The 21,757-nt window shown below is 54.9% G+C and carries 22 protein-coding genes; 17 read left to right on the forward strand and 5 right to left on the reverse strand.

Annotated features, from left to right (window positions below):
• Nucleotides 1-7 precede the first annotated feature (7 nt).
• On the reverse strand, nucleotides 8-277 hold the full coding sequence (locus tag CRO33_RS16750) for a DUF1145 family protein (RefSeq protein WP_034827067.1): 270 nt from the start codon (nucleotides 275-277) through the stop codon (nucleotides 8-10).
• The gene (rsmD, locus tag CRO33_RS16755; RefSeq protein WP_058960042.1) at nucleotides 267-866 is read right to left on the reverse strand and encodes a 16S rRNA (guanine(966)-N(2))-methyltransferase; all 600 of its coding nucleotides are present in this window, start codon (nucleotides 864-866) and stop codon (nucleotides 267-269) included. The genes CRO33_RS16750 and rsmD overlap by 11 nt, the downstream gene beginning before the upstream one ends.
• A gap of 230 nt (nucleotides 867-1,096) precedes the next feature.
• On the opposite strand from rsmD, the gene ftsY reads away from it, so the two are divergent.
• The 4 genes from ftsY (at nucleotide 1,097) to rpoH (ending at nucleotide 5,484) form a co-directional block, all read left to right on the forward strand.
• A complete protein-coding gene (gene ftsY, locus CRO33_RS16760) occupies nucleotides 1,097-2,737 on the forward strand; it encodes a signal recognition particle-docking protein FtsY (protein ID WP_097118922.1) in 1,641 nt (546 codons plus the stop codon).
• Between the two features lie 5 nt (nucleotides 2,738-2,742).
• Entirely contained in the window at nucleotides 2,743-3,411 is a 669-nt protein-coding gene (gene ftsE, locus CRO33_RS16765) for a cell division ATP-binding protein FtsE (protein WP_034827061.1), read from the forward strand.
• Nucleotides 3,401-4,387, forward strand: a complete 987-nt coding sequence (gene ftsX, locus CRO33_RS16770; RefSeq protein ID WP_058960044.1) for a permease-like cell division protein FtsX — start codon at nucleotides 3,401-3,403, stop codon at nucleotides 4,385-4,387. The genes ftsE and ftsX overlap by 11 nt, the downstream gene beginning before the upstream one ends.
• Nucleotides 4,388-4,626: 239 nt before the next feature.
• Nucleotides 4,627-5,484 carry an RNA polymerase sigma factor RpoH gene (gene rpoH / locus CRO33_RS16775; protein ID WP_034827057.1) on the forward strand — a complete coding sequence of 286 codons (858 nt, stop codon included), beginning with the start codon at nucleotides 4,627-4,629 and terminating at the stop codon, nucleotides 5,482-5,484.
• Nucleotides 5,485-5,631: 147 nt separating this feature from the next.
• On the opposite strand, the gene panM is transcribed toward rpoH, so the two are convergent.
• A complete protein-coding gene (gene panM / locus CRO33_RS16780) occupies nucleotides 5,632-6,018 on the reverse strand; it encodes an aspartate 1-decarboxylase autocleavage activator PanM (protein ID WP_097118923.1) in 387 nt (128 codons plus the stop codon).
• Nucleotides 6,019-6,422: 404 nt separating this feature from the next.
• Between panM and CRO33_RS16785 the strand changes: the two genes are divergently transcribed.
• From CRO33_RS16785 to ugpQ, 10 genes are all read left to right on the forward strand, one after another.
• A complete protein-coding gene (locus CRO33_RS16785) occupies nucleotides 6,423-7,550 on the forward strand; it encodes a branched-chain amino acid ABC transporter substrate-binding protein (RefSeq protein ID WP_045815772.1) in 1,128 nt (375 codons plus the stop codon).
• Between the two features lie 157 nt (nucleotides 7,551-7,707).
• Nucleotides 7,708-8,634, forward strand: coding sequence for a high-affinity branched-chain amino acid ABC transporter permease LivH (livH, locus tag CRO33_RS16790; RefSeq protein ID WP_034827036.1), 927 nt, complete (start codon nucleotides 7,708-7,710; stop codon nucleotides 8,632-8,634).
• Nucleotides 8,631-9,902: a high-affinity branched-chain amino acid ABC transporter permease LivM gene (locus CRO33_RS16795; protein WP_097118924.1), complete on the forward strand. Its 1,272-nt coding sequence runs from the start codon at nucleotides 8,631-8,633 to the stop codon at nucleotides 9,900-9,902. The genes livH and CRO33_RS16795 overlap by 4 nt, the downstream gene beginning before the upstream one ends.
• Nucleotides 9,899-10,666, forward strand: a complete 768-nt coding sequence (gene livG / locus CRO33_RS16800) for a high-affinity branched-chain amino acid ABC transporter ATP-binding protein LivG (protein ID WP_034827032.1) — start codon at nucleotides 9,899-9,901, stop codon at nucleotides 10,664-10,666. The genes CRO33_RS16795 and livG overlap by 4 nt, the downstream gene beginning before the upstream one ends.
• A 1-nt stretch (nucleotide 10,667) precedes the next feature.
• Nucleotides 10,668-11,381 (forward strand): high-affinity branched-chain amino acid ABC transporter ATP-binding protein LivF, encoded by a 714-nt coding sequence (gene livF, locus CRO33_RS16805; protein WP_034827030.1) that lies wholly within the window; start codon nucleotides 10,668-10,670, stop codon nucleotides 11,379-11,381.
• 328 nt (nucleotides 11,382-11,709) lie between these two features.
• The gene (ugpB, locus tag CRO33_RS16810; RefSeq protein WP_034827028.1) at nucleotides 11,710-13,026 is read left to right on the forward strand and encodes a sn-glycerol-3-phosphate ABC transporter substrate-binding protein UgpB; all 1,317 of its coding nucleotides are present in this window, start codon (nucleotides 11,710-11,712) and stop codon (nucleotides 13,024-13,026) included.
• 61 nt (nucleotides 13,027-13,087) lie between these two features.
• Nucleotides 13,088-13,975: a sn-glycerol-3-phosphate ABC transporter permease UgpA gene (ugpA, locus tag CRO33_RS16815; RefSeq protein WP_034827026.1), complete on the forward strand. Its 888-nt coding sequence runs from the start codon at nucleotides 13,088-13,090 to the stop codon at nucleotides 13,973-13,975.
• Nucleotides 13,972-14,817: a sn-glycerol-3-phosphate ABC transporter permease UgpE gene (gene ugpE, locus CRO33_RS16820; protein ID WP_034827014.1), complete on the forward strand. Its 846-nt coding sequence runs from the start codon at nucleotides 13,972-13,974 to the stop codon at nucleotides 14,815-14,817. The genes ugpA and ugpE overlap by 4 nt, the downstream gene beginning before the upstream one ends.
• The gene (locus CRO33_RS16825) at nucleotides 14,818-15,891 is read left to right on the forward strand and encodes a sn-glycerol-3-phosphate import ATP-binding protein UgpC (RefSeq protein WP_058960051.1); all 1,074 of its coding nucleotides are present in this window, start codon (nucleotides 14,818-14,820) and stop codon (nucleotides 15,889-15,891) included.
• Nucleotides 15,888-16,631 carry a glycerophosphodiester phosphodiesterase gene (gene ugpQ, locus CRO33_RS16830; RefSeq protein WP_097118925.1) on the forward strand — a complete coding sequence of 248 codons (744 nt, stop codon included), beginning with the start codon at nucleotides 15,888-15,890 and terminating at the stop codon, nucleotides 16,629-16,631. Before CRO33_RS16825 ends, ugpQ begins: the two co-directional genes overlap by 4 nt.
• Here the strand turns inward: ugpQ and CRO33_RS16835 are convergent.
• Nucleotides 16,628-16,906, reverse strand: a complete 279-nt coding sequence (locus CRO33_RS16835) for a DUF2756 domain-containing protein (RefSeq protein WP_097118926.1) — start codon at nucleotides 16,904-16,906, stop codon at nucleotides 16,628-16,630. The two genes, ugpQ and CRO33_RS16835, sit on opposite strands and share 4 nt — an antisense overlap.
• Before the next feature lie 202 nt (nucleotides 16,907-17,108).
• On the opposite strand from CRO33_RS16835, the gene ggt reads away from it, so the two are divergent.
• Entirely contained in the window at nucleotides 17,109-18,860 is a 1,752-nt protein-coding gene (ggt, locus tag CRO33_RS16840) for a gamma-glutamyltransferase (protein WP_097118927.1), read from the forward strand.
• Between the two features lie 67 nt (nucleotides 18,861-18,927).
• Here the strand turns inward: ggt and CRO33_RS16845 are convergent, their stop codons facing one another.
• Nucleotides 18,928-19,419, reverse strand: a complete 492-nt coding sequence (locus CRO33_RS16845) for a GNAT family N-acetyltransferase (protein ID WP_058960055.1) — start codon at nucleotides 19,417-19,419, stop codon at nucleotides 18,928-18,930.
• Between the two features lie 363 nt (nucleotides 19,420-19,782).
• Here CRO33_RS16845 and CRO33_RS16850 point away from each other — a divergent pair, with 363 nt between their 5' ends.
• Together CRO33_RS16850 and gntR are read left to right on the forward strand one after the other, a co-directional pair.
• Nucleotides 19,783-20,478 (forward strand): pirin family protein, encoded by a 696-nt coding sequence (locus CRO33_RS16850; protein WP_097118928.1) that lies wholly within the window; start codon nucleotides 19,783-19,785, stop codon nucleotides 20,476-20,478.
• A gap of 180 nt (nucleotides 20,479-20,658) precedes the next feature.
• Nucleotides 20,659-21,654, forward strand: coding sequence for a gluconate operon transcriptional repressor GntR (gntR, locus tag CRO33_RS16855; RefSeq protein WP_097118929.1), 996 nt, complete (start codon nucleotides 20,659-20,661; stop codon nucleotides 21,652-21,654).
• Nucleotides 21,655-21,757 lie beyond the last annotated feature (103 nt).

Genomic DNA, 21,757 nt, shown 5'->3' on the forward strand with positions numbered 1-21,757 from the left:
CGTATCCTTACATCTTCGGGTAATGCTTTTTCTGCCACGCCAGCAGTTCAAACACACCAAAAAAGAAAATCTTCGCTTGCGTGACGCCACTGAGTTTTGGCGCCTCTTTCGGCTGAGTCGCGCGCAGCAGAACCAGCTGCAAGCCGTGCATGATCACCATGAAGAACAGCGCCACATGCACAAAGTAGCGCAGCGGTGTCGGGAAAGGATGCACCAGATTGAGCAGCAGAAATGCCCAGACGCAAATCATCAGTAATCGTCCCAGATTAAGCCACATCGTGCGTCTCCTGTTGGCGTTGATAAAGGCGATATGCCACCTGACCGGCAATTTTTTCGCGGTACAAGTCCCAGTTAGCGGGCGCCACAGGCGTGCCGTGCTCCACTTCGCTTTCGACGTAAATCAGTGCGTTCTCCGCCAGCCAGCCGTTGTTTTCCAGCAGCGTTAGCGTCTCCAGCAGTAATCCTTTACGGAATGGTGGATCAACAAACACCACATCGAACGGCTCTCCGGGTTGGCTCAACCACTGTAGCGTATTGGTCTGCACGACGTTGCCTTGCGTCGCACGCAGGGTTTGCAGATTCTGCGACAGCTGCTGGGCAACGGAACGTTCCATCTCAAGCAGCGTAGCAGACGCCGCATAGCGTGACAGTGCTTCCAGGCCGAGCGCACCGCTACCGGCGAAGCAATCGAGACAACGCGCTTCCTGAATATCCGGCGCTAACCAGTTAAACAGGGTTTCACGCACGCGATCGGTGGTCGGGCGCAGACCCGCGCTATCCGGCACCGGTAATTTGCGACCGCGCCACTGTCCGCCAATGATACGAATCTGGCCAGCAGCGCCGCTGCTGCGGGGGGATTTACTCATTTTGCTCACAACTCGTCATAATTTGTTGCGTAGTTTAACGGGCGTGGCAGGCAGAAGAAACGTAAAAAAGGGTGCTGTGGTGCGCTGGCTGGAAAGTGTTAGACTACTGAGTTGATATGGCGCGCGTAATTGCCTGATTTTTACGCCGCTCGCGAACAAAAAATTGAATTTTTTATCCCCTGGGAACAGCGTGCTACCGGGAATAAGCCATCGAGGAGTGTGGTTACACAATGGCAAAAGAGAAAAAACGTGGCTTTTTTTCCTGGCTAGGCTTTGGCAAAGAAGAAGAGAAGCAGCAGCCTGCGGAAGAGCAGCAACCGGCCGAAGCGGCGCAACAGCCGATCGCTGAAGAGAGCGCGTTAGCAAGCGCCGAAGCGCAGGCGGAAGAGACGGTTGCCGTCACTGAGCACGTAGCCGAAGAACAACGGGCACAGCCGGAAGCGGTGGTGTCCAAGCCGATCACGGCAATTGAAGAGGAAGTGCTACCGGAGGAGGAAATCCATCCGGACGTAGCACCTGTCGAAGAAGAGCCTCAGGCAGAAGAACTGATTGTTGAAGCGCCTGCTGCGCAGCACGAGCCGGAGATCGAAGAAGCGTCCGTTGCGCCAGTAGTTGCGCAGTACGAGCCGGAAATCGAAGAAGCGGACGTTGAGCCAGTGATTGCGCAGCATGAGCCAGAGATCGAAGAAGCGGTCGTTGAGCCAGTGGTTGGGCAGCATGAGCCAGAGATCGAGGAAGCGGCTGTTGAGCCACTCGTTGCGCAGCATGAGCCGGAAATCGAAGAAGCAGCCGTTGAATCGGAAGACGACGCGTTAAGCGACGAAGAACTTGAAGCCTTGGCGTTGGCCGAAACCTATGCGGAAGACGCTGAAGCCGAAGCGCAGGATACTGTCAGCGATTTACCGCTGGCCGCAGCGCCGCTGATCACGCAGGAGCAGGATCGTCCGACCAAAGAGGGCTTCTTTGCTCGCCTCAAGCGCAGCCTGGTCAAAACCCGAGAAAACCTCGGTTCCGGTTTTGTTAGCCTGTTCCGCGGCAAAAAAATCGATGATGACCTGTTTGAAGAGCTGGAAGAGCAGTTGCTGATTGCTGATGTGGGTGTAGAGACCACGCGCCGCATCATCACCAATCTGACGCAGCAGGCTAACCGCAAGCAGTTGCGTGATGCTGAAGCACTTTACGGCCTGCTGAAAAGTGAAATGGCCGGCATTCTGGAAAAAGTTGATCAGCCACTGGATGTGGGCGGCAAAACGCCGTTTGTTATCCTGATGGTAGGCGTCAACGGCGTGGGTAAAACCACCACTATCGGTAAGCTGGCGCGTCAATATCAGGCTCAGGGAAAATCAGTGATGTTGGCGGCGGGTGATACCTTCCGTGCAGCAGCAGTGGAACAGCTTCAGGTCTGGGGTCAGCGTAACAACATTCCTGTGGTGGCTCAGCATACGGGTGCTGACTCGGCTTCCGTTATCTTCGACGCCATTCAGGCCGCGAAGTCACGCAACGTCGATGTACTCATTGCAGATACCGCTGGTCGCCTGCAGAACAAAGCCCATCTGATGGAAGAGCTGAAAAAAATCACCCGCGTGATGAAAAAGCTGGATGAGGATGCACCACATGAAGTGATGTTAACCCTCGATGCCAGCACCGGGCAAAACGCCGTTAGCCAGGCCAAACTGTTCCATGAAGCGGTGGGACTGACCGGCATCACGCTGACCAAGCTCGACGGCACCGCCAAAGGTGGTGTGATCTTCTCGGTTGCCGATCAGTTTGGTATTCCGATTCGTTATATCGGTGTCGGGGAAGGCATCGAGGATTTACGGCCGTTTAAGGCCGCAGACTTTATTGAGGCACTGTTTGCCCGAGAGGAATGATTGGGATGATTCGCTTTGAAGAGGTCAGTAAAGCATACCTGGGAGGACGTCAGGCGCTGCAGGGAGTGGATTTCCATCTTCGCCCCGGCGAAATGGCATTCCTGACCGGCCACTCCGGTGCAGGGAAAAGTACCTTGCTGAAGCTGATTTGTGGCATTGAGCGCCCGAGCGCCGGGCAAATCTGGTTTAGCGGCCACGATATTTCACGTCTGCGTCGCAGCGAAGTGCCTTTCCTGCGACGTCAGATCGGGATGATTTTCCAGGATCACCACTTGCTGATGGATCGTTCGGTCTATGACAACGTGGCGATTCCACTGATCATTTCCGGCGCCAGTGGTGAAGATATTCGTCGCCGTGTATCGGCAGCGCTGGATAAAGTCGGCTTGCTCGACAAAGCGAAGAGTTATCCGATCCAGCTTTCTGGTGGTGAACAGCAACGTGTCGGCATTGCCCGCGCGGTGGTGAACAAACCTGCGGTGCTGCTGGCGGACGAACCCACCGGTAATCTGGATGATGCCCTGTCAGAAGACATTCTGCGCCTGTTTGAAGAGTTCAATCGTGTTGGTGTGACCGTCTTAATGGCGACGCACGACACCGGGCTGATTGCCCGCCGCAATTACCGCTTGATGACGCTGAATCAGGGACGCCTGCACGGAGGCCATGATGGTCAATAAACGCAATAAGCGCCCAGCGGCGCCGAAGGCGGCGAAGGCGCCTTCAAAAAGTAAGGCGCTGAAAGGCGGCTGGCAGGAGCAGTGGCGCTATGCGCTGCGCGGTACGCTCTCGGATATGTGGCGTCAGCCGCTGGCCACGCTGCTGACCGTGATGGTGATTGCTATCTCGCTGACGCTGCCGAGCGTCTGCTATATGGTGTGGAAAAACGTCAGCCAGGCGGCGACGCAGTGGTATCCGGCACCGCAGTTGACGGTGTATCTGGATAAAGCGCTGGATGATACGGCGGCTGAGAATGTCGCTGCTGAGCTGAAAAAGTTAGATGGCGTGGATAACGTTAACTATCTGACCCGTGAAGAAGCGCTGAATGAGTTCCGCAACTGGTCTGGTTTCGGCGGTTCAATGGACATGCTGGAGCAAAACCCGCTGCCTGCCGTGGCCATCATCACGCCGAAACTGAATTTCCAGAATTCAGACACTATGGCTAACCTGCGCGACCGCGTGTCGAAAGTGCAGGGTGTGGATGAAGTGCGCATGGATGACAGCTGGTTTGCCCGTTTAGCGGCGTTAACCGGGCTGGTAGGGCAAATTGCTTCGATGATTGGTCTGCTGATGGTGGTGGCGGTGTTCCTGGTGATTGGTAACAGCGTGCGCCTGAGCATCTTTGCCCGTCGCGATACCATTAACGTGCAAAAGCTGATTGGTGCCACCGACGGCTTTATCTTGCGTCCGTTCCTGTATGGCGGCGCGCTGTTAGGTTTCAGTGGTGCAGTGCTTTCACTGCTGCTGTCCGAAGTGCTGGTACTGCGTCTGCAATCAGTCGTAGCGCAGGTGGCGACGGTGTTTGGCACCACCTTTGTTCTTGAAGGTTTTTCCTGGGACGAAGGGCTGCTACTGCTGCTCATCGCCGCCATTATTGGCTGGGTTGCCGCATGGTTAGCCACTGTACAACATTTACGCCGATTTACGCCGCAGTAACCAACAGCAACGTTTTTTGATATACTCTTCCTCTGCTGCCGACGATCTGGGAGCAGAGGAATCTTCCTATTTTTCCCGCCGTCATCTGTGTGTAAAATATTCACTGCTAATATTGAACTTGTGGATAACTTTGTCGTCCAAGTAGCACAGATTGCTTTTGGTTTTTTCGCGACGTTGACATAATGTAACGTCTGCGCAAAATACCGCGCAGCAAGTCCATTGAATTTGTGAGGGTTTGAATGACCAAAGAAATGCAAACTTTAGCGATTGCGCCTCTGGGTAACCTGGAATCTTATGTCCGGGCTGCCAACAACTGGCCGGTATTAACGGCAGAAGAGGAGAAGGCATTAGCGGAGAAACTGCATTACCAGGGCGATCTGGATGCAGCTAAGACGCTGATCCTGTCTCACCTGCGCTTTGTTGTTCATATTGCTCGTAACTACTCCGGTTACGGCCTGCCACAGGCGGACCTGATTCAGGAAGGTAACATAGGCCTGATGAAGGCGGTGCGTCGCTTCAACCCTGAAGTTGGCGTGCGTCTGGTGTCATTTGCCGTGCACTGGATCAAAGCAGAGATTCACGAATACGTGCTGCGTAACTGGCGTATTGTGAAAGTCGCGACCACGAAAGCCCAGCGCAAGCTGTTCTTTAATCTGCGTAAAAGCAAACAGCGTCTTGGTTGGTTTAATCAGGATGAAGTGGAGATGGTTGCGCGCGAGTTGGGCGTGAGCAGCAAAGATGTCCTCGAGATGGAATCTCGTATGGCCGCGCAGGATATGACTTTCGACATGTCTTCGGATGACGAAGCTGGCGAAGGTAAGCCGATGGCACCGGTACTCTATCTGCAGGATAAAACCTCAGACTTTGCCGACGGCATTGAAGAGGATAACTGGGATGCGCACGCTGCTGATAAGCTGAGCGATGCCATGCTGAGCCTTGATGAGCGCAGCCAGCACATCATCCGCGCCCGTTGGCTGGATGATGAGAATAAAACCACTTTGCAGGAGTTGGCCGACAAATATGGCGTCTCTGCAGAGCGTGTGCGTCAGCTGGAAAAGAACGCCATGAAGAAACTGCGTATGGCGATTGAAGCCTGATAACCATCGGGTGAAAAACGGGGCGACTTTATAGTCGCCCTTTTTATTTGCCCGCAGTCCGTAGCCGCGCAATGTATTGCGCATCAGTCACCAACCCTGGCGCTTCAGGACAGCGCGATAAATCGCGCCGTTACGTGTCCGCAATAATTAGCGCACCCAGCCATCGGCCTGCGCGCGAAAACCACAGGCCTGCATAAAGGCCGCGCGCACACTCTGATCGTCGTCGCCGTCATCGGCTACCCACCAATCTGCCAGCGCGCTATTCTGCGCGATAGTCTCTTCCAGCAAATATTGCCCGACTCCACGGCGGCGCGTCACTTCGCGCACGGTGAGGTGTGAAATCTTCCCCTGCGTGCCACAAATCTCCAGCTGCAACCCGCCCAACAGACGATCGTTAAACCTTGCCGCATACAAGCGCTGCGTCTCGCTTAATGCAGCCTCAAGTTGCGAAATATCGATCTGCGACCAGACTTTAGCTAAATCCAACCGATCCTGCGGCGTGAGTGCGGTGATTCGCTGAATAGTGAGCTTCATTACCCTTACCTGTACTGCCAGAAAGGCCATAGTGTAGCGAATTTAGACAGTCAGCGTGCTGTCACTTTTTTGCGATGAAAATAGGTCAAATGCCAGCCACTTTGCCAGGATTGTGGAGGAAGCCATCAATGTTAGCTGAAAAAGCCAGCATAACGCGCTGGCATTTTGGCTAAAAACCGGCCATAAAAACCAGATGATTCTGCTGTGCAACGCGACTAATACTGAATATGTCAGTTGATTTACAGAAGAAAGTTCCTGTTTAATAACCTGAAAAATAAAGCCTTATTACCAATAAATGCCAGAAAAGAGCGCTAACTCATTATTCTTGAATCAGTTTTCCTCTTTGACTGGCAGAAAATAAACCAAACACAACGACACACGACACAACAGATGGGGAAGTTCGCATGAAAATGAGTAAAGGACGCGCATTACTGGCGGGTTGCGTTGCGCTGGCGCTGAGCCACGCGGCACTGGCGAAAGATATCAAGATTGCCATCGTTGGCGCAGCAACTGGTCCGGTTGCACAATACGGTGATATGCAGTTCACCGGTGCAGCGCAAGCCATTAAGGACATCAACGCCAAAGGTGGCGTGAACGGTGACAAACTGGTTGGCGTGGAATATGACGACGCCTGTGACCCGAAACAAGCGGTTGCAGTGGCCAACAAAGTGGTTAACGACGGCATCAAGTATGTGATCGGCCACCTGTGCTCCTCTTCTACTCAGCCTGCTTCCGACATCTATAACGATGAAGGCATTCTGATGATCACCCCAGCGGCAACCGCACCAGAGCTGACCGCGCGTGGCTATGCGGATGTGCTGCGTACTACCGGTCTGGATTCCGATCAGGGTCCAACCGCTGCAACTTACATTCTCAATGAGATCAAACCAAAACGTATCGCTGTGGTGCATGACAAGCAGCAGTACGGTCAGGGACTGGCCGAATCGGTGCAGAAAACCCTGAAAGCCAAAGGCGGCAATGTGGTGCTGTTCGAAGGTATCACCGCGGGCGATAAAGATTTCTCTACGCTGATTGCGCGTCTGAAGAAAGAAAACGTCGATTTCGTTTACTACGGTGGCTACTACCCAGAGCTGGGCCAGATTCTGCGTCAGGCAAAAGCAGCCGGTCTGACTGCTGGCTTCATGGGTCCAGAAGGTGTAGGCAACGCCTCACTGTCTAACATCGCCGGTGATGCATCTGAAGGCCTGTACGTCACCTTGCCGAAACGTTATGACCAGTTGCCAGAGAACAAGGCGATTGTTGAAGCCATCAAAGCTAATACCGCGTCTAACCGTAAAGATCCAACCGGTCCGTTCGTCTGGACCACCTATGCGGCCATTCAGTCGCTGGTGGCCGGTATTGAACGTAGCAAGAGCGCTGAGCCAGATGCCATTGCTAAAAACCTGAAAGAGGGCGCAGCGGTTCCAACGGTGATGGGCAACCTGAACTGGGATCAGAAAGGCGACCTGAAGGGCTTCGAATTTGGTGTCTTCAAATGGCACAAAGACGGTTCCTCTACCGCTGTTAAGTAATTCCCAAGCTTAAATAGATTGGCCCTCTCTTTTGCCGGAGAGGGCTGGGGGAGGGACAGCGCGTACCGTCTTGATGGGATCCCGCGCGCCTGTTCCCTCACCCTAACCCTCTGCCAAAAGGGAGAGGGGATTTTTAGTCCACATGCAGGTCCTCACTATGTCCGAGCAGTTTCTCTATTTCATTCAGCAGATGTTCAACGGGGTCACCCTCGGGAGCACTTACGCGCTGATCGCCATTGGTTACACCATGGTTTACGGCATCATCGGCATGATCAACTTCGCCCATGGCGAGGTGTATATGATCGGCAGTTATGTCTCCTTTATTGTGATTGCCGCCCTGATGATGATGGGTATCGATACCACGTGGCTGATGATTGCCGCCGGGTTCGTGATGGCGGTGATCATCTCCAGCGCCTACGGCTGGAGCATTGAGCGCGTGGCGTATAAACCCGTGCGCTCCTCTAAGCGCTTGATCGCGCTGATTTCGGCTATTGGGATGTCGATCTTTCTGCAGAACTACGTCAGTCTGACGCAAGGTTCGCGCGATCTGGCGTTGCCAAGCCTGATTACCGGCCAGTGGACGCTGGGCGAGAGCAACGGCTTTGCTGCCACGCTCTCCACCATGCAGCTGGTGATTTGGGTCGTGACCTTCCTGTCGATGCTGGCCCTGACGCTGTTTATTCGTTATTCACGTATGGGCCGCGCCTGCCGCGCCTGTGCGGAAGACCTGAAAATGGCCAGTCTGCTGGGGATTAATACTGACCGCGTGATTTCACTGACCTTCATTATTGGTGCGGCGATGGCGGCGGTGGCGGGCGTGCTGCTGGGCCAGTTTTATGGCTCGATCAACCCGTTCATCGGCTTTATGGCCGGGATGAAGGCGTTTACCGCTGCGGTACTGGGCGGCATCGGCAGTATTCCGGGCGCGATGATTGGTGGTCTGGTGCTCGGTATCGCTGAAGCGCTGACCTCGGCGTATCTGTCGACCGAATACAAAGATGTGGTGTCATTCGCACTGCTGATTGTAGTGCTGCTGGTGATGCCGACCGGCATTCTGGGCCGTCCGGAGGTAGAGAAAGTATGAAACGCCTCGGTCTGGTCAACGCCGTGATTTCAACGGTGATGTTACTGATTCTCGCCACTTTCTTTATGGGCGTCCGTCTTGATCTTGATGGCACCAAACTGGTGGTGGCTAACGCTGGCGCGGCGCGCTGGAACTGGATTTTCATCGGCTGTGCGGTGGTTTTTGTCTTCCAGCTGCTGCGCCCGGTGTTCCATGGCAAGTTAAAACGCAGCGGTAAAGGCTTTGTGCTGCCGGGCTTCGATGGTTCGACGCCAAAGCAAAAGCTGGTGATGGCGCTGTTGATTGCTGCTGCGGTGCTGTGGCCGTTTCTGGTGTCGCGCGGCAGTGTCGATATCGCCACATTAACGCTGATCTACGTGATGCTCGGTCTCGGCCTCAACGTGGTGGTCGGCCTGTCTGGTCTGCTGGTGCTGGGCTACGGTGGTTTCTATGCCATCGGCGCTTACACCTTCGCGCTGCTCAATCACTATTACGGTTTTGGTTTCTGGGAAAGCCTGCCGCTGGCGGGGATTGTCGCAGGTGCGTTTGGCCTGATGCTCGGCTTCCCGGTACTGCGCCTGCGCGGTGACTATCTGGCGATTGTGACGCTCGGCTTCGGTGAAATCGTGCGTATTCTGCTGCTCAACAGCACTTCTATTACCGGCGGTCCAAACGGTATCGCGCAGATTCCTAAACCAAGCCTGTTTGGCATTGAGTTTGGACGTCGTGTCAGTGAAGGCGGCTGGACTACTTTCCATGAGCTAACGGGCCTGCAGTACGATCCGAATCATCGTGTCATCTTCCTCTATCTGGTGGCGCTGCTGCTGGTGGTGCTGACCTTGTTCGTGATTAACCGTTTGCTGCGTATGCCATTGGGTCGCGCGTGGGAAGCGCTGCGTGAAGATGAGATCGCCTGTCGTTCATTGGGACTCAGCCCAACACGCATCAAGCTGACCGCTTTCACCATCAGCGCCGTGTTCGCCGGTTTTGCTGGCACGCTGTTTGCCGCACGTCAGGGTTTTGTTAGCCCGGAATCCTTCACCTTCGTCGAATCAGCCTTTGTGCTGGCGATTGTGGTACTGGGCGGCATGGGTTCGCAGTTTGCGGTGATCCTCGCGGCCGTGCTGCTGGTGGTGTCGCGCGAATTGATGCGTGATCTGAACGAGTACAGCATGCTGGTGCTGGGTGGTTTGATGGTGCTGATGATGATTTGGCGTCCGCAAGGATTGTTGCCGATGAAACGTCCACACCTGAAGTTGAAAAGCAGTAAACAAGGAGAGCAGGCATGAGTCAGCCTTTGTTAGCCGTTGAAGGCTTGATGATGCGCTTTGGCGGGCTGTTGGCCGTCAACAATGTGGCGCTGGAACTGCATCCCCAGGAAATCGTGTCACTGATCGGGCCGAACGGTGCCGGTAAAACCACGGTGTTCAACTGCCTGACCGGTTTTTACAAGCCGACCGGCGGTACCATCAAACTGCGCGATCAGGAGTTGCAGGGCCAGCCAGGCCAGAAGATTGCGCGTATGGGCATCGTGCGTACTTTCCAGCACGTGCGACTGTTCCGTGAGATGACGGTGATTGAAAACCTGCTGGTCGCGCAGCATCAGCATCTGAAAAGTGGCGTGTTCTCCGGCCTGTTCAAAACCCCGGCGTTCCGTCGCGGGGAGAGTGAAGCGTTGGATCGTGCTGCCACCTGGCTGGATCGCATCGGCCTGCTGGAGCTGGCCAATCGCCAGGCGGGCAACCTCGCTTACGGCCAGCAGCGTCGTCTGGAGATTGCGCGCTGCATGGTGACGCGTCCGGAAATCCTGATGCTGGATGAGCCTGCCGCAGGACTTAACCCACGCGAAACCCACGAACTGGACGAACTGATTGCCGAACTGCGCGGTGAGCATAAGGTCTCGGTACTGTTAATCGAACACGATATGAAGCTGGTGATGGGCATTTCTGACCGCATTTATGTGGTGAACCAGGGCACACCGCTGGCTAACGGTACGCCGGAAGAAGTGCGTAACAATCCGGATGTGATCCGTGCTTATTTAGGTGAGGCGTAATATGGCAAACCCAATTTTAACGTTGCAAGGGGTGAGTGCCCATTACGGCCCGATTCAGGCACTGCACAACATCAACCTGCACATCAGTCAGGGTGAAATTGTCACCCTGATTGGGGCTAACGGCGCAGGTAAAACCACGTTGCTCGGCACCCTGTGCGGTGAACCGCGTGCCACCAGTGGCACTATTATCTTCGACGGCAAAGAGATCACCGACTGGCAAACCGCCAAAATCATGCGTGAAGCGATTGCGATTGTGCCGGAAGGCCGCCGCGTGTTTTCCCGGATGACGGTGGAAGAGAACCTGGCGATGGGCGGTTTCTTTGCCACGCGCCAGCAGTATCAGGAGCGCATTGAGCGGGTTTATCAGCTGTTCCCGCGTCTGGCTGAACGTAAAGTGCAGCGCGCGGGCACCATGTCCGGTGGTGAACAGCAGATGCTGGCGATCGGTCGTGCGCTAATGAGTCAGCCGCGTTTGCTGTTACTCGACGAACCTTCTTTAGGTTTAGCACCGATTATTATTCAGCAGATTTTCGATACGATTGAACAGTTGCGTAAAGAGGGCATGACCATTTTCCTGGTGGAGCAAAACGCCAACCAGGCGCTGAAGCTCGCCGATCGCGGCTACGTGCTGGAGAACGGTCATGTGGTGCTGGAAGACAGTGGTGAAGCGTTGCTGTCCAACGAAGCGGTACGCAGCGCTTACCTCGGTGCCTGACCTGGCTTACTTGCCAGCTTGCGGTTGGGCAGTGCTCGCTATCCTCACGTACTACGTGTACGTTCCGGTGGCTGCGCGCTGTCCGCCCGCAATCTGGCTGCGCCGCCGACGGTCTGATAGAAGGTGCGGTCTGACTGCAACGCTGGCGGTCTAAACAGTGGCTCAAGTTTGAGATAACTTGTGCCACTTTAAACTTTCTAATACGCGCAATCTCCGTCACATTCCCGTCATAAACCTGTTATTAATCCGTCATTTCCCCGTGTCATGTTACTTCGCGAACAAAAAAATGCGTGATATCGCGCGTACCTAACAGCACAGGAAAAAACTTATGTCCGCTTTTACGCTTCGTCCCCGCCTGATGAGTGTTTTGCTTGGTCTGGCGCTCAGTGGTAACGCGCTGGCTGCCACTGACATTCCTTTCTGGCACTCAATGGAAGGCGAGTTAGGCAAAGAAGTCGATTCTCTGGCACAACGTTTTAACCAGGCTCACCCAGAATACAAAATCGTACCGACTTACAAAGGTAACTACGAGCAGAGCCTGGCAGCGGGTATCGCTGCTGTGCGTACCGGTAAAGCACCGGCGATTCTGCAGGTTTACGAAGTGGGTACGGCGACCATGATGGCTTCAAAAGCTATCGTGCCTGTGCATGACGTGTTTAAAGACGCGGGCGTGCAGATGGATCCAAAACAGTTCGTGCCAGCGGTTGCAGGTTATTACAGCGACAGCAATGGCCAGCTGATCTCTCAGCCGTTCAACAGCTCAACCCCAGTGCTGTACTACAACAAAGATGCCTTCAAGAAAGCCGGTCTGAACCCAGACCAGCCGCCTAAAACCTGGCAGGAACTGGCAAAAGACGCCGACGCACTGCGTAAAGCGGGCATGACTTGTGGTTACGCCAGCGGCTGGCAGGGTTGGATTCAAATCGAAAACTTCAGCGCCTGGCATGCACTGCCGGTTGCCACCAAAAACAACGGCTTTGACGGTACCGATGCGGTATTGGAATTCAACAAGCCGGTTCAGGTGCGCCACATCCAGATGCTGGAAGACATGAACAAGAAGGGTGATTTCACCTACTTCGGTCGTAAAGATGAATCCACCGCGAAGTTCTATAACGGCGACTGCGGCATCACCACGGCTTCTTCCGGTTCACTGGCGGATATCAAGCATTACGCGAAATTCAACTTCGGCGTTGGCATGATGCCTTACGACTCAACTGTGCCTAACGCACCGCAGAACGCCATCATCGGCGGCGCGAGCCTGTGGGTGATGAAAGGCAAAGATGCCGACACCTACAAGGGCGTAGCCGAGTTCATGAAGTTCCTGGCTCAGCCAGAAATCGCCGCAGAATGGCACCAGAAGACCGGTTACCTGCCAATCACCACTGCTGCATATGAGCTGACCAAGCAACAGGGCTTCTATGACAAGAACCCAGGCGCAGACATCGCCACACGTCAGATGCTGAACAAAGATCCACTGCCGTTCACCAAAGGCATGCGTCTGGGCAACATGCCACAGATTCGTACCATTGTGGACGAAGAGCTGGAAGGCGTGTGGACGGGCAAACAGGCGCCACAAGCTGCACTAGATAACGCTGTGAAGCGCGGAAACGAACTGCTGCGTCGTTTTGAACAGCAAGTGAAGTAATTCCGTTGTCTCGGGGCTGGCGCATGGCGTCAGCCCCGATTTCTCTTTTGGCGAGTCTGCTATGTCCTCATCACGCCCTGTTTTTCGCTCCCGTTTTTTGCCCTATTTGCTGGTGGCACCACAACTGGTGATTACCGCTATTTTCTTCCTGTGGCCGGCCGGTGAAGCGCTGTGGTATTCGCTGCAAAGCATCGATCCCTTTGGTATTTCCAGCACCTTCGTCGGGCTGGATAACTTCAAACGCCTGTTCAGCGACAGCTATTACCTCGACTCTTTCTGGACCACCATCGAATTCAGCGCACTGGTTACGGTGTGCGGCATGACCTTCTCGCTGCTGCTGGCGGCTCTGGTCGACTACGTGGTGCGTCTGAAAAAACTGTACCAAACGCTATTGCTGCTGCCTTACGCCGTTGCACCGGTGGTCGCTGCCGTGCTGTGGATGTTCCTGTTCAACCCTGGCCTCGGCCTGTTCAGCCATCTGCTGAACCAGATTGGCTATAACTGGAACTACGCGCAAAACAGCGGTCAGGCGATGTTCCTGATCGTGCTGGCATCCATCTGGCAGCAGATGAGCTACAACTTCCTGTTCTTCTTTGCCGCACTGCAGTCGATCCCCAAATCGCTGGTGGAAGCGGCGGCGATAGACGGTGCTGGACCGGTGCGTCGCTTCTTCAATCTGTCACTGCCGCTGATCACCCCGGTGAGTTTCTTCCTGCTGGTGGTCAACCTGGTGTATGCCTTCTTCGACACCTTCCCGGTGATCGATGCCGCGACCGGCGGCGGTCCGGTGCAGGCCACTACCACGCTGATCTACAAAATTTATCGCGAAGGCTTTACCGGTCTGGATCTCTCGTCCTCTGCCGCGCAATCCGTGGTGCTGATGCTGCTGGTGATTGGCCTGACGATCCTGCAATTCCGCTTTGTCGAGCGTAAGGTGCAATACCAATGATTGAGAATCGACGCGGGCTGGACATCTTCAGCCATACCCTGCTGGTGCTCGGTGTCCTGACCATTCTGTTCCCACTGTACGTGGCGATAGTCGCCGCCACGCTGGATAACGAAGCGGTGTATCAGGTGCCGATGACCTTAGTGCCCGGCACACATTTGTGGGACAACATTTCGCGCATCTGGACCCAGGGCGTCAACGGCAGCGGTCCGGCCTTTGGCATGATGATGCTCAACAGCCTGATCATGGCGCTCGGCATCACGGTGGGTAAAATCGCGGTGTCGATGCTCTCCGCGTTTGCGCTGGTGTGGTTCCGTTTCCCGTTGCGCTCGCTGTTCTTCTGGCTGATCTTCATCACCCTGATGCTGCCGGTAGAAGTGCGTATCTTTCCGACGGTAGAAGTGATTTCAAACCTGCACATGCTCGACAGCTACAGTGGCTTAACCCTGCCGCTCATGGCTTCAGCAACTGCGACCTTCCTGTTCCGCCAGTTCTTTATGTCGTTGCCGGATGAGCTGATTGAAGCGGCGCGCATTGATGGCGCCAGCCCGATGCGCTTCTTCTGGGACATCGTTTTGCCACTGTCCAAAACCAACCTCGCGGCGCTGTTCGTGATCACCTTTATCTACGGCTGGAACCAGTATCTCTGGCCGCTGTTGATCATCAACGATCCCAGTCTCAGCACGGCGGTCGCCGGGGTGAAAAGTATGATCAACACCAGCGGTGGGCCGACGCAGTGGAACGAAGTGATGGCGGCAATGTTATTAACCCTGATCCCACCGGTGGTGGTGGTACTCGTGATGCAACGTGCCTTTGTGCGTGGCCTGGTGGAGAGTGATAAATAAATGGCAGGCGTAACCCTTCAGACCGTCACCAAATCGTATGACGGCAAAAATCAGATCATTCAGCCACTGAATATCACCATCAACGATGGCGAATTTATGGTGATGGTGGGCCCTTCCGGCTGCGGCAAGTCGACGCTGCTGCGCATGGTGGCAGGCCTGGAACGTGTGACTTCCGGCGATATCTACATCGACGACAAACGAGTCACTAACATGGAACCGAAAGATCGTGGCATCGCCATGGTGTTCCAGAACTATGCGCTTTACCCGCATATGACCGTGGGTGAGAATATGGCCTATGGCCTGAAAATTCGCGGCATGGGTAAAGAGCAGATCGATCAACGCGTAATGGAAGCCGCGCGCAGTCTGGAATTGGATCACCTGCTGTCACGTCGTCCGCGTGAGCTTTCCGGTGGACAGCGCCAGCGTGTGGCAATGGGCCGCGCCATCGTGCGTGAACCAGCGGTGTTCCTGTTCGATGAGCCACTGTCGAACCTCGATGCGCGCCTGCGTGTGCAGATGCGTCTTGAGCTGCAACAACTGCACCGTCGCCTGAAAACCACCAGTCTGTATGTGACGCACGATCAGGTAGAAGCCATGACGTTGGCCCAGCGCGTGATGGTGATGAACAAAGGTGTAGTCGAGCAAGTCGGCACGCCGGTGGAAGTGTATGAGCGTCCGGCGAGCCAGTTTGTGGCGTCGTTTATCGGTGCACCGGCAATGAACCTGCTGCCAGGCCAGATCAACAGCGACGGCACGCGCTTTACGCTCGATGCGCTTAATAGCTTGCCATTGGGCGAGAGCAAAGCGAAGTGGGCGAATCGTCCCCTTACGTTGGGCATCCGTCCTGAGCATCTGGTGCTCAGCTCGCAAGCAGCGGGCGGCATTCCATTAGTGGTCGATACGCTGGAGATGTTGGGTGCGGATAATCTCGCGCACGGCCGCATCGGTAATACCCGTCTGGTGGTGCGTTTGCCGCACAGTGAACGTCCGCAATCGGGCAGCACCTTATGGCTGCAACTGCCGCCAGATGCGTTACACTTCTTCGATTCAACCCATGGAAAGCGTCTGGAATGAGTGTAGAAAATTGGCCATACCCACAGATCGTCGCCCATCGCGGCGGCGGTAAACTGGCACCGGAAAATACGCTGGCGGCAATAGATGTCGGCGCGCAGTACGGTCATACCATGATCGAGTTTGATGCCAAGCTGTCGGATGATAAACAGGTGTTCCTGCTGCATGACGATACGCTGGATCGCACCAGCAACGGCTGGGGTGTGGCGGGCGATCTCTCATGGAGTAAGCTATCGCAGCTGGATGCGGGCAGTTGGTACAGCCGTGAGTATGAAGGCGAGCCGCTGGCACTGCTGCGTGACGTGGCCGATCGCTGCCGCCAGCATCAGATGATGGCGAACGTTGAGATCAAGCCGACCACCGGCAAAGAGGTGGAAACCGGACGCGATGTGGCGTTGGCCGCGCGCGAACTGTGGCAGGGGCAAACGGCGCCGCTACTCTCTTCCTTCTCTTATGAAGCATTGGAAGCAGCGATGCAGGCGGCGCCTGAATTGCCACGCGGATTATTGCTGGATGAGTGGCACGATGACTGGCAGGCGCTGACGAGTGCACTGGGTTGCGTCTCCATCCATCTCAATCACAAACTGCTGGATGCCGAACGCACCGCGCAGCTGAAAGCCGCCGGATTGCATATTCTGGTGTACACGGTGAATCAGCCCGCGCGGGCGCGCGAGCTATTGAGTTGGGGCGTCGATGCCATCTGTACTGACCGCATCGACATTATCGGTCCCGACTTCCGTTAATTCTGGTTTTGCTGCTGGCCCGGCTGTTGCTGAATCATGCGCTGCTGGGCGCTATCCCTTCGCTCCTGCATTTTCCGCTGTAACTCCTGATTCTGCTGCTGCTGATCCTGTTTCAGCTTCAACTGTTGTTGTTGCTGCTGAGTCTGCATTTGCGACTGCATGCGCTGCTGGCTCGGGTTATAGCCAGGCTTGTTCGGGTCATTTGTGCTGTTCAGCATATTTGCCATGCTGCTTAACGGCAGCAACGCAGCGATAACGATTAGCCATTTTTTCATGGTCTTCCTCCATTAATGCAGCCTGCTGTGTGCTGTCGCCATCAATATGGCAACCAAGGCTGCTGTCATAAGTTTATGCGATGTCACAAAGTCCTGAACCAGGAGTGCGCCGAATTTGGCTTACTGCTACGCTTTTTATCGTGTTTGCAAACACTTGCATCAAAAAATAACAAATGTAAATAATCGCAAAGGAAGATCGCAAATGAGACTAAAGGGCAGCGTGCGTCTGGTTGGCTGGGCATTATTGATGAGTTTTACCGTGGTACAGGGGGCGTTTTCCGCGCCCGCTAGCGCGCCACCGGTGTCATACGGCGTGGACAGTGACACCTTCCATCCGGTGAAGGCGCAGCACGGTATGGTGGCGTCGGTGGATGCGATAGCCACCCAGGTGGGCGTCGATATTCTGAAGCAGGGCGGTAATGCCGTGGATGCGGCCGTTGCAGTGGGCTTCGCATTAGCCGTCACTCATCCACAAGCCGGTAATCTCGGCGGTGGTGGCTTTATGATGCTGCGTACCGCCTCGGGACGCACCACGGCGATCGATTTTCGTGAAATGGCGCCGGCGCGTGCTTCACGCGATATGTTCCTCGATAAGCAGGGTAATGCTGACCCTAAACTGTCGCTCACGTCCCATTTAGCCTCGGGCACACCGGGCACTGTTGCTGGTTTTGCGCTGGCGGCACAAAAATACGGTACGCTGCCGCTGAGTAAACTGCTGGCTCCGGCGATTAAGCTAGCGCGTGAGGGCATCATCGTTAACGATGCGCTGGCGGACGATTTGGCGACCTACGGCAAAGAGACGTTGATCAATCACGACAACAGCCGGGCGATTTTCTACAAGGCAGACGGCAAGCCGTATCAAAAAGGTGAGCGTCTGGTGCAGAAAAACCTCGCGCACAGCCTGCAACTGATTGCTCAACAAGGGCCGGATGCGTTCTACAAAGGCAAAATTGCCGATGAGATCGCTGGAGAAATGGCACAGCATGGCGGATTGATTGGCAAACCGGATCTGGCCGCCTATCGTGCGGTAGAGCGTAAACCGGTCAGCGGCACCTATCGCGGCTATGAAGTGTTCTCAATGCCGCCACCGTCTTCAGGTGGGATTCATATCGTGCAGATCCTGAATATCCTCGAAAACTTTGATCTGGCGAAGTGGGGCTTTGGCAGTGCGGACGCTATGCAGGTGATGGCGGAAGCGGAAAAATACGCCTATGCCGATCGTTCGGAATACCTTGGCGATCCGGATTTCGTCAAAGTGCCGCAGCAGGCGTTGACCAGCAAAGCCTACGCCAAAACCCTGGCGCAGCAGATTGACGTCAACAAAGCGCGTCCTTCCAGCGAAATCAAACCGGGTAAGCTTGAGCCGTACGAAAGCAACCAGACTACGCACTTCTCGGTGGTGGATAAAGACGGTAATGCGGTCGCCGTGACCTACACGCTGAACACCTATTTCGGTAGCGGCATTGTCGCCGGGCAGAGCGGTATCCTGATGAACAACGAGATGGATGACTTCTCCGCCAAACCGGGTACGCCGAACGTGTATGGTTTGGTGGGTGGCGAAGCGAATGCGGTGCAACCGGCTAAACGTCCATTGTCATCGATGTCACCGACCATCATCGCCAAAGACGGCAAAACCTGGCTGGTGACAGGTAGCCCTGGTGGCAGCCGTATTATCACCACTGTGTTGCAAATGGTGGTGAACAGTATCGATTTCGGTATGAACGTGGCGGAAGCGACCAATGCGCCGCGTTTCCACCATCAATGGTTGCCGGATCAGCTACGCGTGGAGAAAGGCTTTAGCCCGGATACGTTGCGTTTGCTGGAAGCTAAAGGTCAGCATGTGAAAGTGATGCCCGCAATGGGCAGCACGCAGAGCATTATGATTGGGCCGGATGGCATGCGCTATGGTGCTTCGGATCCGCGTTCGGTGGATGATTTGAGTGCCGGGTATTAATTTAGCGTAATAAAGTGCGCCGCTACCGCCTCAGTACGAGTTGTAGCGGCGCGATTCATCGCGCAAATTATTTCAATCGCGCCATGTAGTGCGTATCAATCATCTCGCCGTCGCGCATGGCAAAACGCTTCGCCGTCCCTTCGATCTCAAAGCCAAACTTCTGATAAAGACCCATCGCTTTATGGTTATCAGCGAACACGGTTAACTCGATTCGTGTCACTTGTAGCCAGTTGTCACACAGGTCAATCATCGCGGCCATCAGCGCCGAGCCTACGCCGCGACGGTGAAAGGCGGGATCAACGCCCATGCCAAAGGTAGCGGCATGGCGACGTCGTGCGACAGATTGCACTTCTAGCGTGATTTGCCCAGCCAGTTGATCGTCAATCATTGCCACTAGCATATGCACACCCGGACGTGGATTGCTAAGGCGTTCCTGCCATAGCGTGGGTGACTGGTGTGGCAGTTGCAATGTATTCGCCTGCGTCTCCGGTTGGCTGTAGAGACGTGTTAGTGCAGCAGCATCTTCTGGGATTACGTGGCGAATGACGATCTGACTCATAAAGCGACTCCTTGTGCAAAGTGAATAAAATCCCCTTTAACATCAAGGAATTCTCGCAAGTCGTCAATCGAAAATAATTCTCAAAAGGGGTTTACAGACGCGAATGATAATGATTATTATTGTCATGCGGACCGGGAACGTCTCCTGACTACCGGGTAAGCACGACATTGCTCACATTGCTTCCAGTGTTTCTTAGCCAGCTCGGGTGCTGGCTTTTTTTTTGCCTGCTATTTGCCTCTTTCATCCTCATTGTCCGATCACCACCAAAACGTTCAGCATTTTTGAACAGAGGCGTGAAGTTTTTCAGCTATCAATCAATCTCTCTCAGGCACACACTGTAAAAAACATTGAGGAGAATTGAACATGATCTACTTACGCAAAGCAGAAGAACGCGGTCACGCCAATCACGGTTGGCTCGATAGCTGGCACACCTTTTCTTTCGCCGATTATTACGATGCCAACTTTATGGGCTTCTCGGCCTTACGCGTTATCAATGAAGACGTGATTGATGGCGGCCAGGGTTTTGGTACCCATCCGCATAAAGACATGGAAATCCTGACCTATGTGTTGTCTGGCACCGTGGAACATCAAGACAGCATGGGCAACAAAGAGCAGATCCCGGCAGGTGAGTTCCAGATCATGAGCGCCGGTACTGGCGTGCGCCATTCAGAGTACAACGCCAGTGATAAAGATCCGCTGCATCTGTATCAGATCTGGATCATTCCAGAGCGCAAAGGCATTGAGCCACGCTATGCGCAGCGCCGCTTCGAGGATGTGAAAGGTCGCCAGTTTGTCCTGTCCCCGGATGAGCGTGAAGGATCGCTGAAAGTGTTCCAGGACATGACCCTGTCGCGCTGGGTGTTTGCTAAGGGCGAAGCCGACGCGGTGACTGTCGAAGCGGGTCGTCGTGTGTGGATTCAGGTGGTAAAAGGTCTGGTGAGCGTGAATGGCGAACAGGTCGGTACCAGTGATGCGCTGGCGATCTGGGATGAAAGCGCGCTGACCATCAACGCTGACAGCGATGCAGAGATTCTGCTGTTTGATCTGCCGCCGGTGTAACAGCCTGTCAATAAATCGTGCAAGGTTGCCCTCTATGGCGACCTTGCATTTTTTGCCGACTTTTCGTTGGGTGCGTACCGATGTGCACAAAATCAGAGCGGGTATTCATGGTTTTCCGCAAAGCCTGAAATTGACAAAAAAATGATAGACTCATCGTATCTCTGACCTCAGGCGCATACGATGAAGAAGAAAAGGCCGGTACTACAGGACGTTGCCGATCGCGTCGGCATCACAAAAATGACCGTCAGTCGCTACCTGCGAAACCCCGATCAGGTCTCTGCGGCGCTGCGCGATAAGATCGCCGTCGCACTGGATGAACTCGGTTATATCCCCAATCGTGCCCCCGATATGCTCTCTAATGCGACCAGTCGCGCTATCGGCGTACTGTTGCCTTCGCTCACCAACCAGGTGTTCGCCGACGTGTTACGCGGCATTGAAACCGTCACCGATGAGGCCGGCTATCAAACCCTGGTGGCGCACTTTGGCTACAACGCGGACAAAGAAGAGCTACAGCTGCGATCGCTGCTCGGCTGGAACATCGACGGCGTCATCCTCACCGAACGCACCCATACGCCCGGCACACTGCGCATGCTGGAAGTGGCGGGTATTCCGGTGATTGAGATGATGGACTCAGTCACGCCGTGTCTCGATATGGCGGTGGGCTTCGATAACGTCGAAGCGGCGCGGCAGATGACGCATGCTATTCTGAAAAAAGGACATCGCCACACCGTTTACCTCGGCGCACGTCTGGATGAGCGTACCCTGCAAAAACAGCAGGGCTACGAAAAGGCGATGCGTGAAGCCGGGCTCACGCCGCACAGCGTGATGATGGAAGATGCTTCCTCCTTCAGCGCCGGTGCGCAGCTGCTATGCGAGGCGCAGAAACGCTATCCCGAAACCGACAGCCTGTTTTGTACCAACGATGACCTGGCAGTCGGCGCGATGTTTGAGTGCCAGCGCCAGGGGTTAAACGTACCTGCGCAAATGGCGATTGCCGGATTCCACGGCCACGATATTACCCAAGTGGTCACGCCGCGCCTGGCCACGGTGCTGACCCCGCGTGAGCGCATGGGACGCGAATCGGCTGCGATGCTGCTGGCGCGCATTGGCGGCGACCGCAGCGTGACCGAGCCGCTGGATGTCGGGTTTGAAATTGCAGAAGGTGGCAGCATCTGATTTTGGCGATTATTTGAGTCAGTTCACACTTTCGTGCTTTTCCACCTAACAAGGGTTGCCAGTCCCGCAGTGGGCTCCGAAAATGATAATCAAATTTGTTATC

The organism is Pantoea sp. GL120224-02 (assembly GCF_900215395.1).
Classification (GTDB): Bacteria; Pseudomonadota; Gammaproteobacteria; order Enterobacterales; family Enterobacteriaceae; genus Pantoea; species Pantoea communis.

Bases quoted from the DNA above. Each gene is read 5' to 3' on its own strand.
- CRO33_RS16750 (WP_034827067.1), bottom strand. From the start codon at position 277: ATGTGGCTTAATCTGGGACGATTACTGATGATTTGCGTCTGGGCATTT.
- rsmD (WP_058960042.1), bottom strand. From the start codon at position 866: ATGAGTAAATCCCCCCGCAGCAGCGGCGCTGCTGGCCAGATTCGTATC.
- ftsY (WP_097118922.1), top strand. From the start codon at position 1,097: ATGGCAAAAGAGAAAAAACGTGGCTTTTTTTCCTGGCTAGGCTTTGGC.
- ftsE (WP_034827061.1), top strand. From the start codon at position 2,743: ATGATTCGCTTTGAAGAGGTCAGTAAAGCATACCTGGGAGGACGTCAG.
- ftsX (WP_058960044.1), top strand. From the start codon at position 3,401: ATGGTCAATAAACGCAATAAGCGCCCAGCGGCGCCGAAGGCGGCGAAG.
- rpoH (WP_034827057.1), top strand. From the start codon at position 4,627: ATGACCAAAGAAATGCAAACTTTAGCGATTGCGCCTCTGGGTAACCTG.
- panM (WP_097118923.1), bottom strand. From the start codon at position 6,018: ATGAAGCTCACTATTCAGCGAATCACCGCACTCACGCCGCAGGATCGG.
- CRO33_RS16785 (WP_045815772.1), top strand. From the start codon at position 6,423: ATGAAAATGAGTAAAGGACGCGCATTACTGGCGGGTTGCGTTGCGCTG.
- livH (WP_034827036.1), top strand. From the start codon at position 7,708: ATGTCCGAGCAGTTTCTCTATTTCATTCAGCAGATGTTCAACGGGGTC.
- CRO33_RS16795 (WP_097118924.1), top strand. From the start codon at position 8,631: ATGAAACGCCTCGGTCTGGTCAACGCCGTGATTTCAACGGTGATGTTA.
- livG (WP_034827032.1), top strand. From the start codon at position 9,899: ATGAGTCAGCCTTTGTTAGCCGTTGAAGGCTTGATGATGCGCTTTGGC.
- livF (WP_034827030.1), top strand. From the start codon at position 10,668: ATGGCAAACCCAATTTTAACGTTGCAAGGGGTGAGTGCCCATTACGGC.
- ugpB (WP_034827028.1), top strand. From the start codon at position 11,710: ATGTCCGCTTTTACGCTTCGTCCCCGCCTGATGAGTGTTTTGCTTGGT.
- ugpA (WP_034827026.1), top strand. From the start codon at position 13,088: ATGTCCTCATCACGCCCTGTTTTTCGCTCCCGTTTTTTGCCCTATTTG.
- ugpE (WP_034827014.1), top strand. From the start codon at position 13,972: ATGATTGAGAATCGACGCGGGCTGGACATCTTCAGCCATACCCTGCTG.
- CRO33_RS16825 (WP_058960051.1), top strand. From the start codon at position 14,818: ATGGCAGGCGTAACCCTTCAGACCGTCACCAAATCGTATGACGGCAAA.
- ugpQ (WP_097118925.1), top strand. From the start codon at position 15,888: ATGAGTGTAGAAAATTGGCCATACCCACAGATCGTCGCCCATCGCGGC.
- CRO33_RS16835 (WP_097118926.1), bottom strand. From the start codon at position 16,906: ATGAAAAAATGGCTAATCGTTATCGCTGCGTTGCTGCCGTTAAGCAGC.
- ggt (WP_097118927.1), top strand. From the start codon at position 17,109: ATGAGACTAAAGGGCAGCGTGCGTCTGGTTGGCTGGGCATTATTGATG.
- CRO33_RS16845 (WP_058960055.1), bottom strand. From the start codon at position 19,419: ATGAGTCAGATCGTCATTCGCCACGTAATCCCAGAAGATGCTGCTGCA.
- CRO33_RS16850 (WP_097118928.1), top strand. From the start codon at position 19,783: ATGATCTACTTACGCAAAGCAGAAGAACGCGGTCACGCCAATCACGGT.
- gntR (WP_097118929.1), top strand. From the start codon at position 20,659: ATGAAGAAGAAAAGGCCGGTACTACAGGACGTTGCCGATCGCGTCGGC.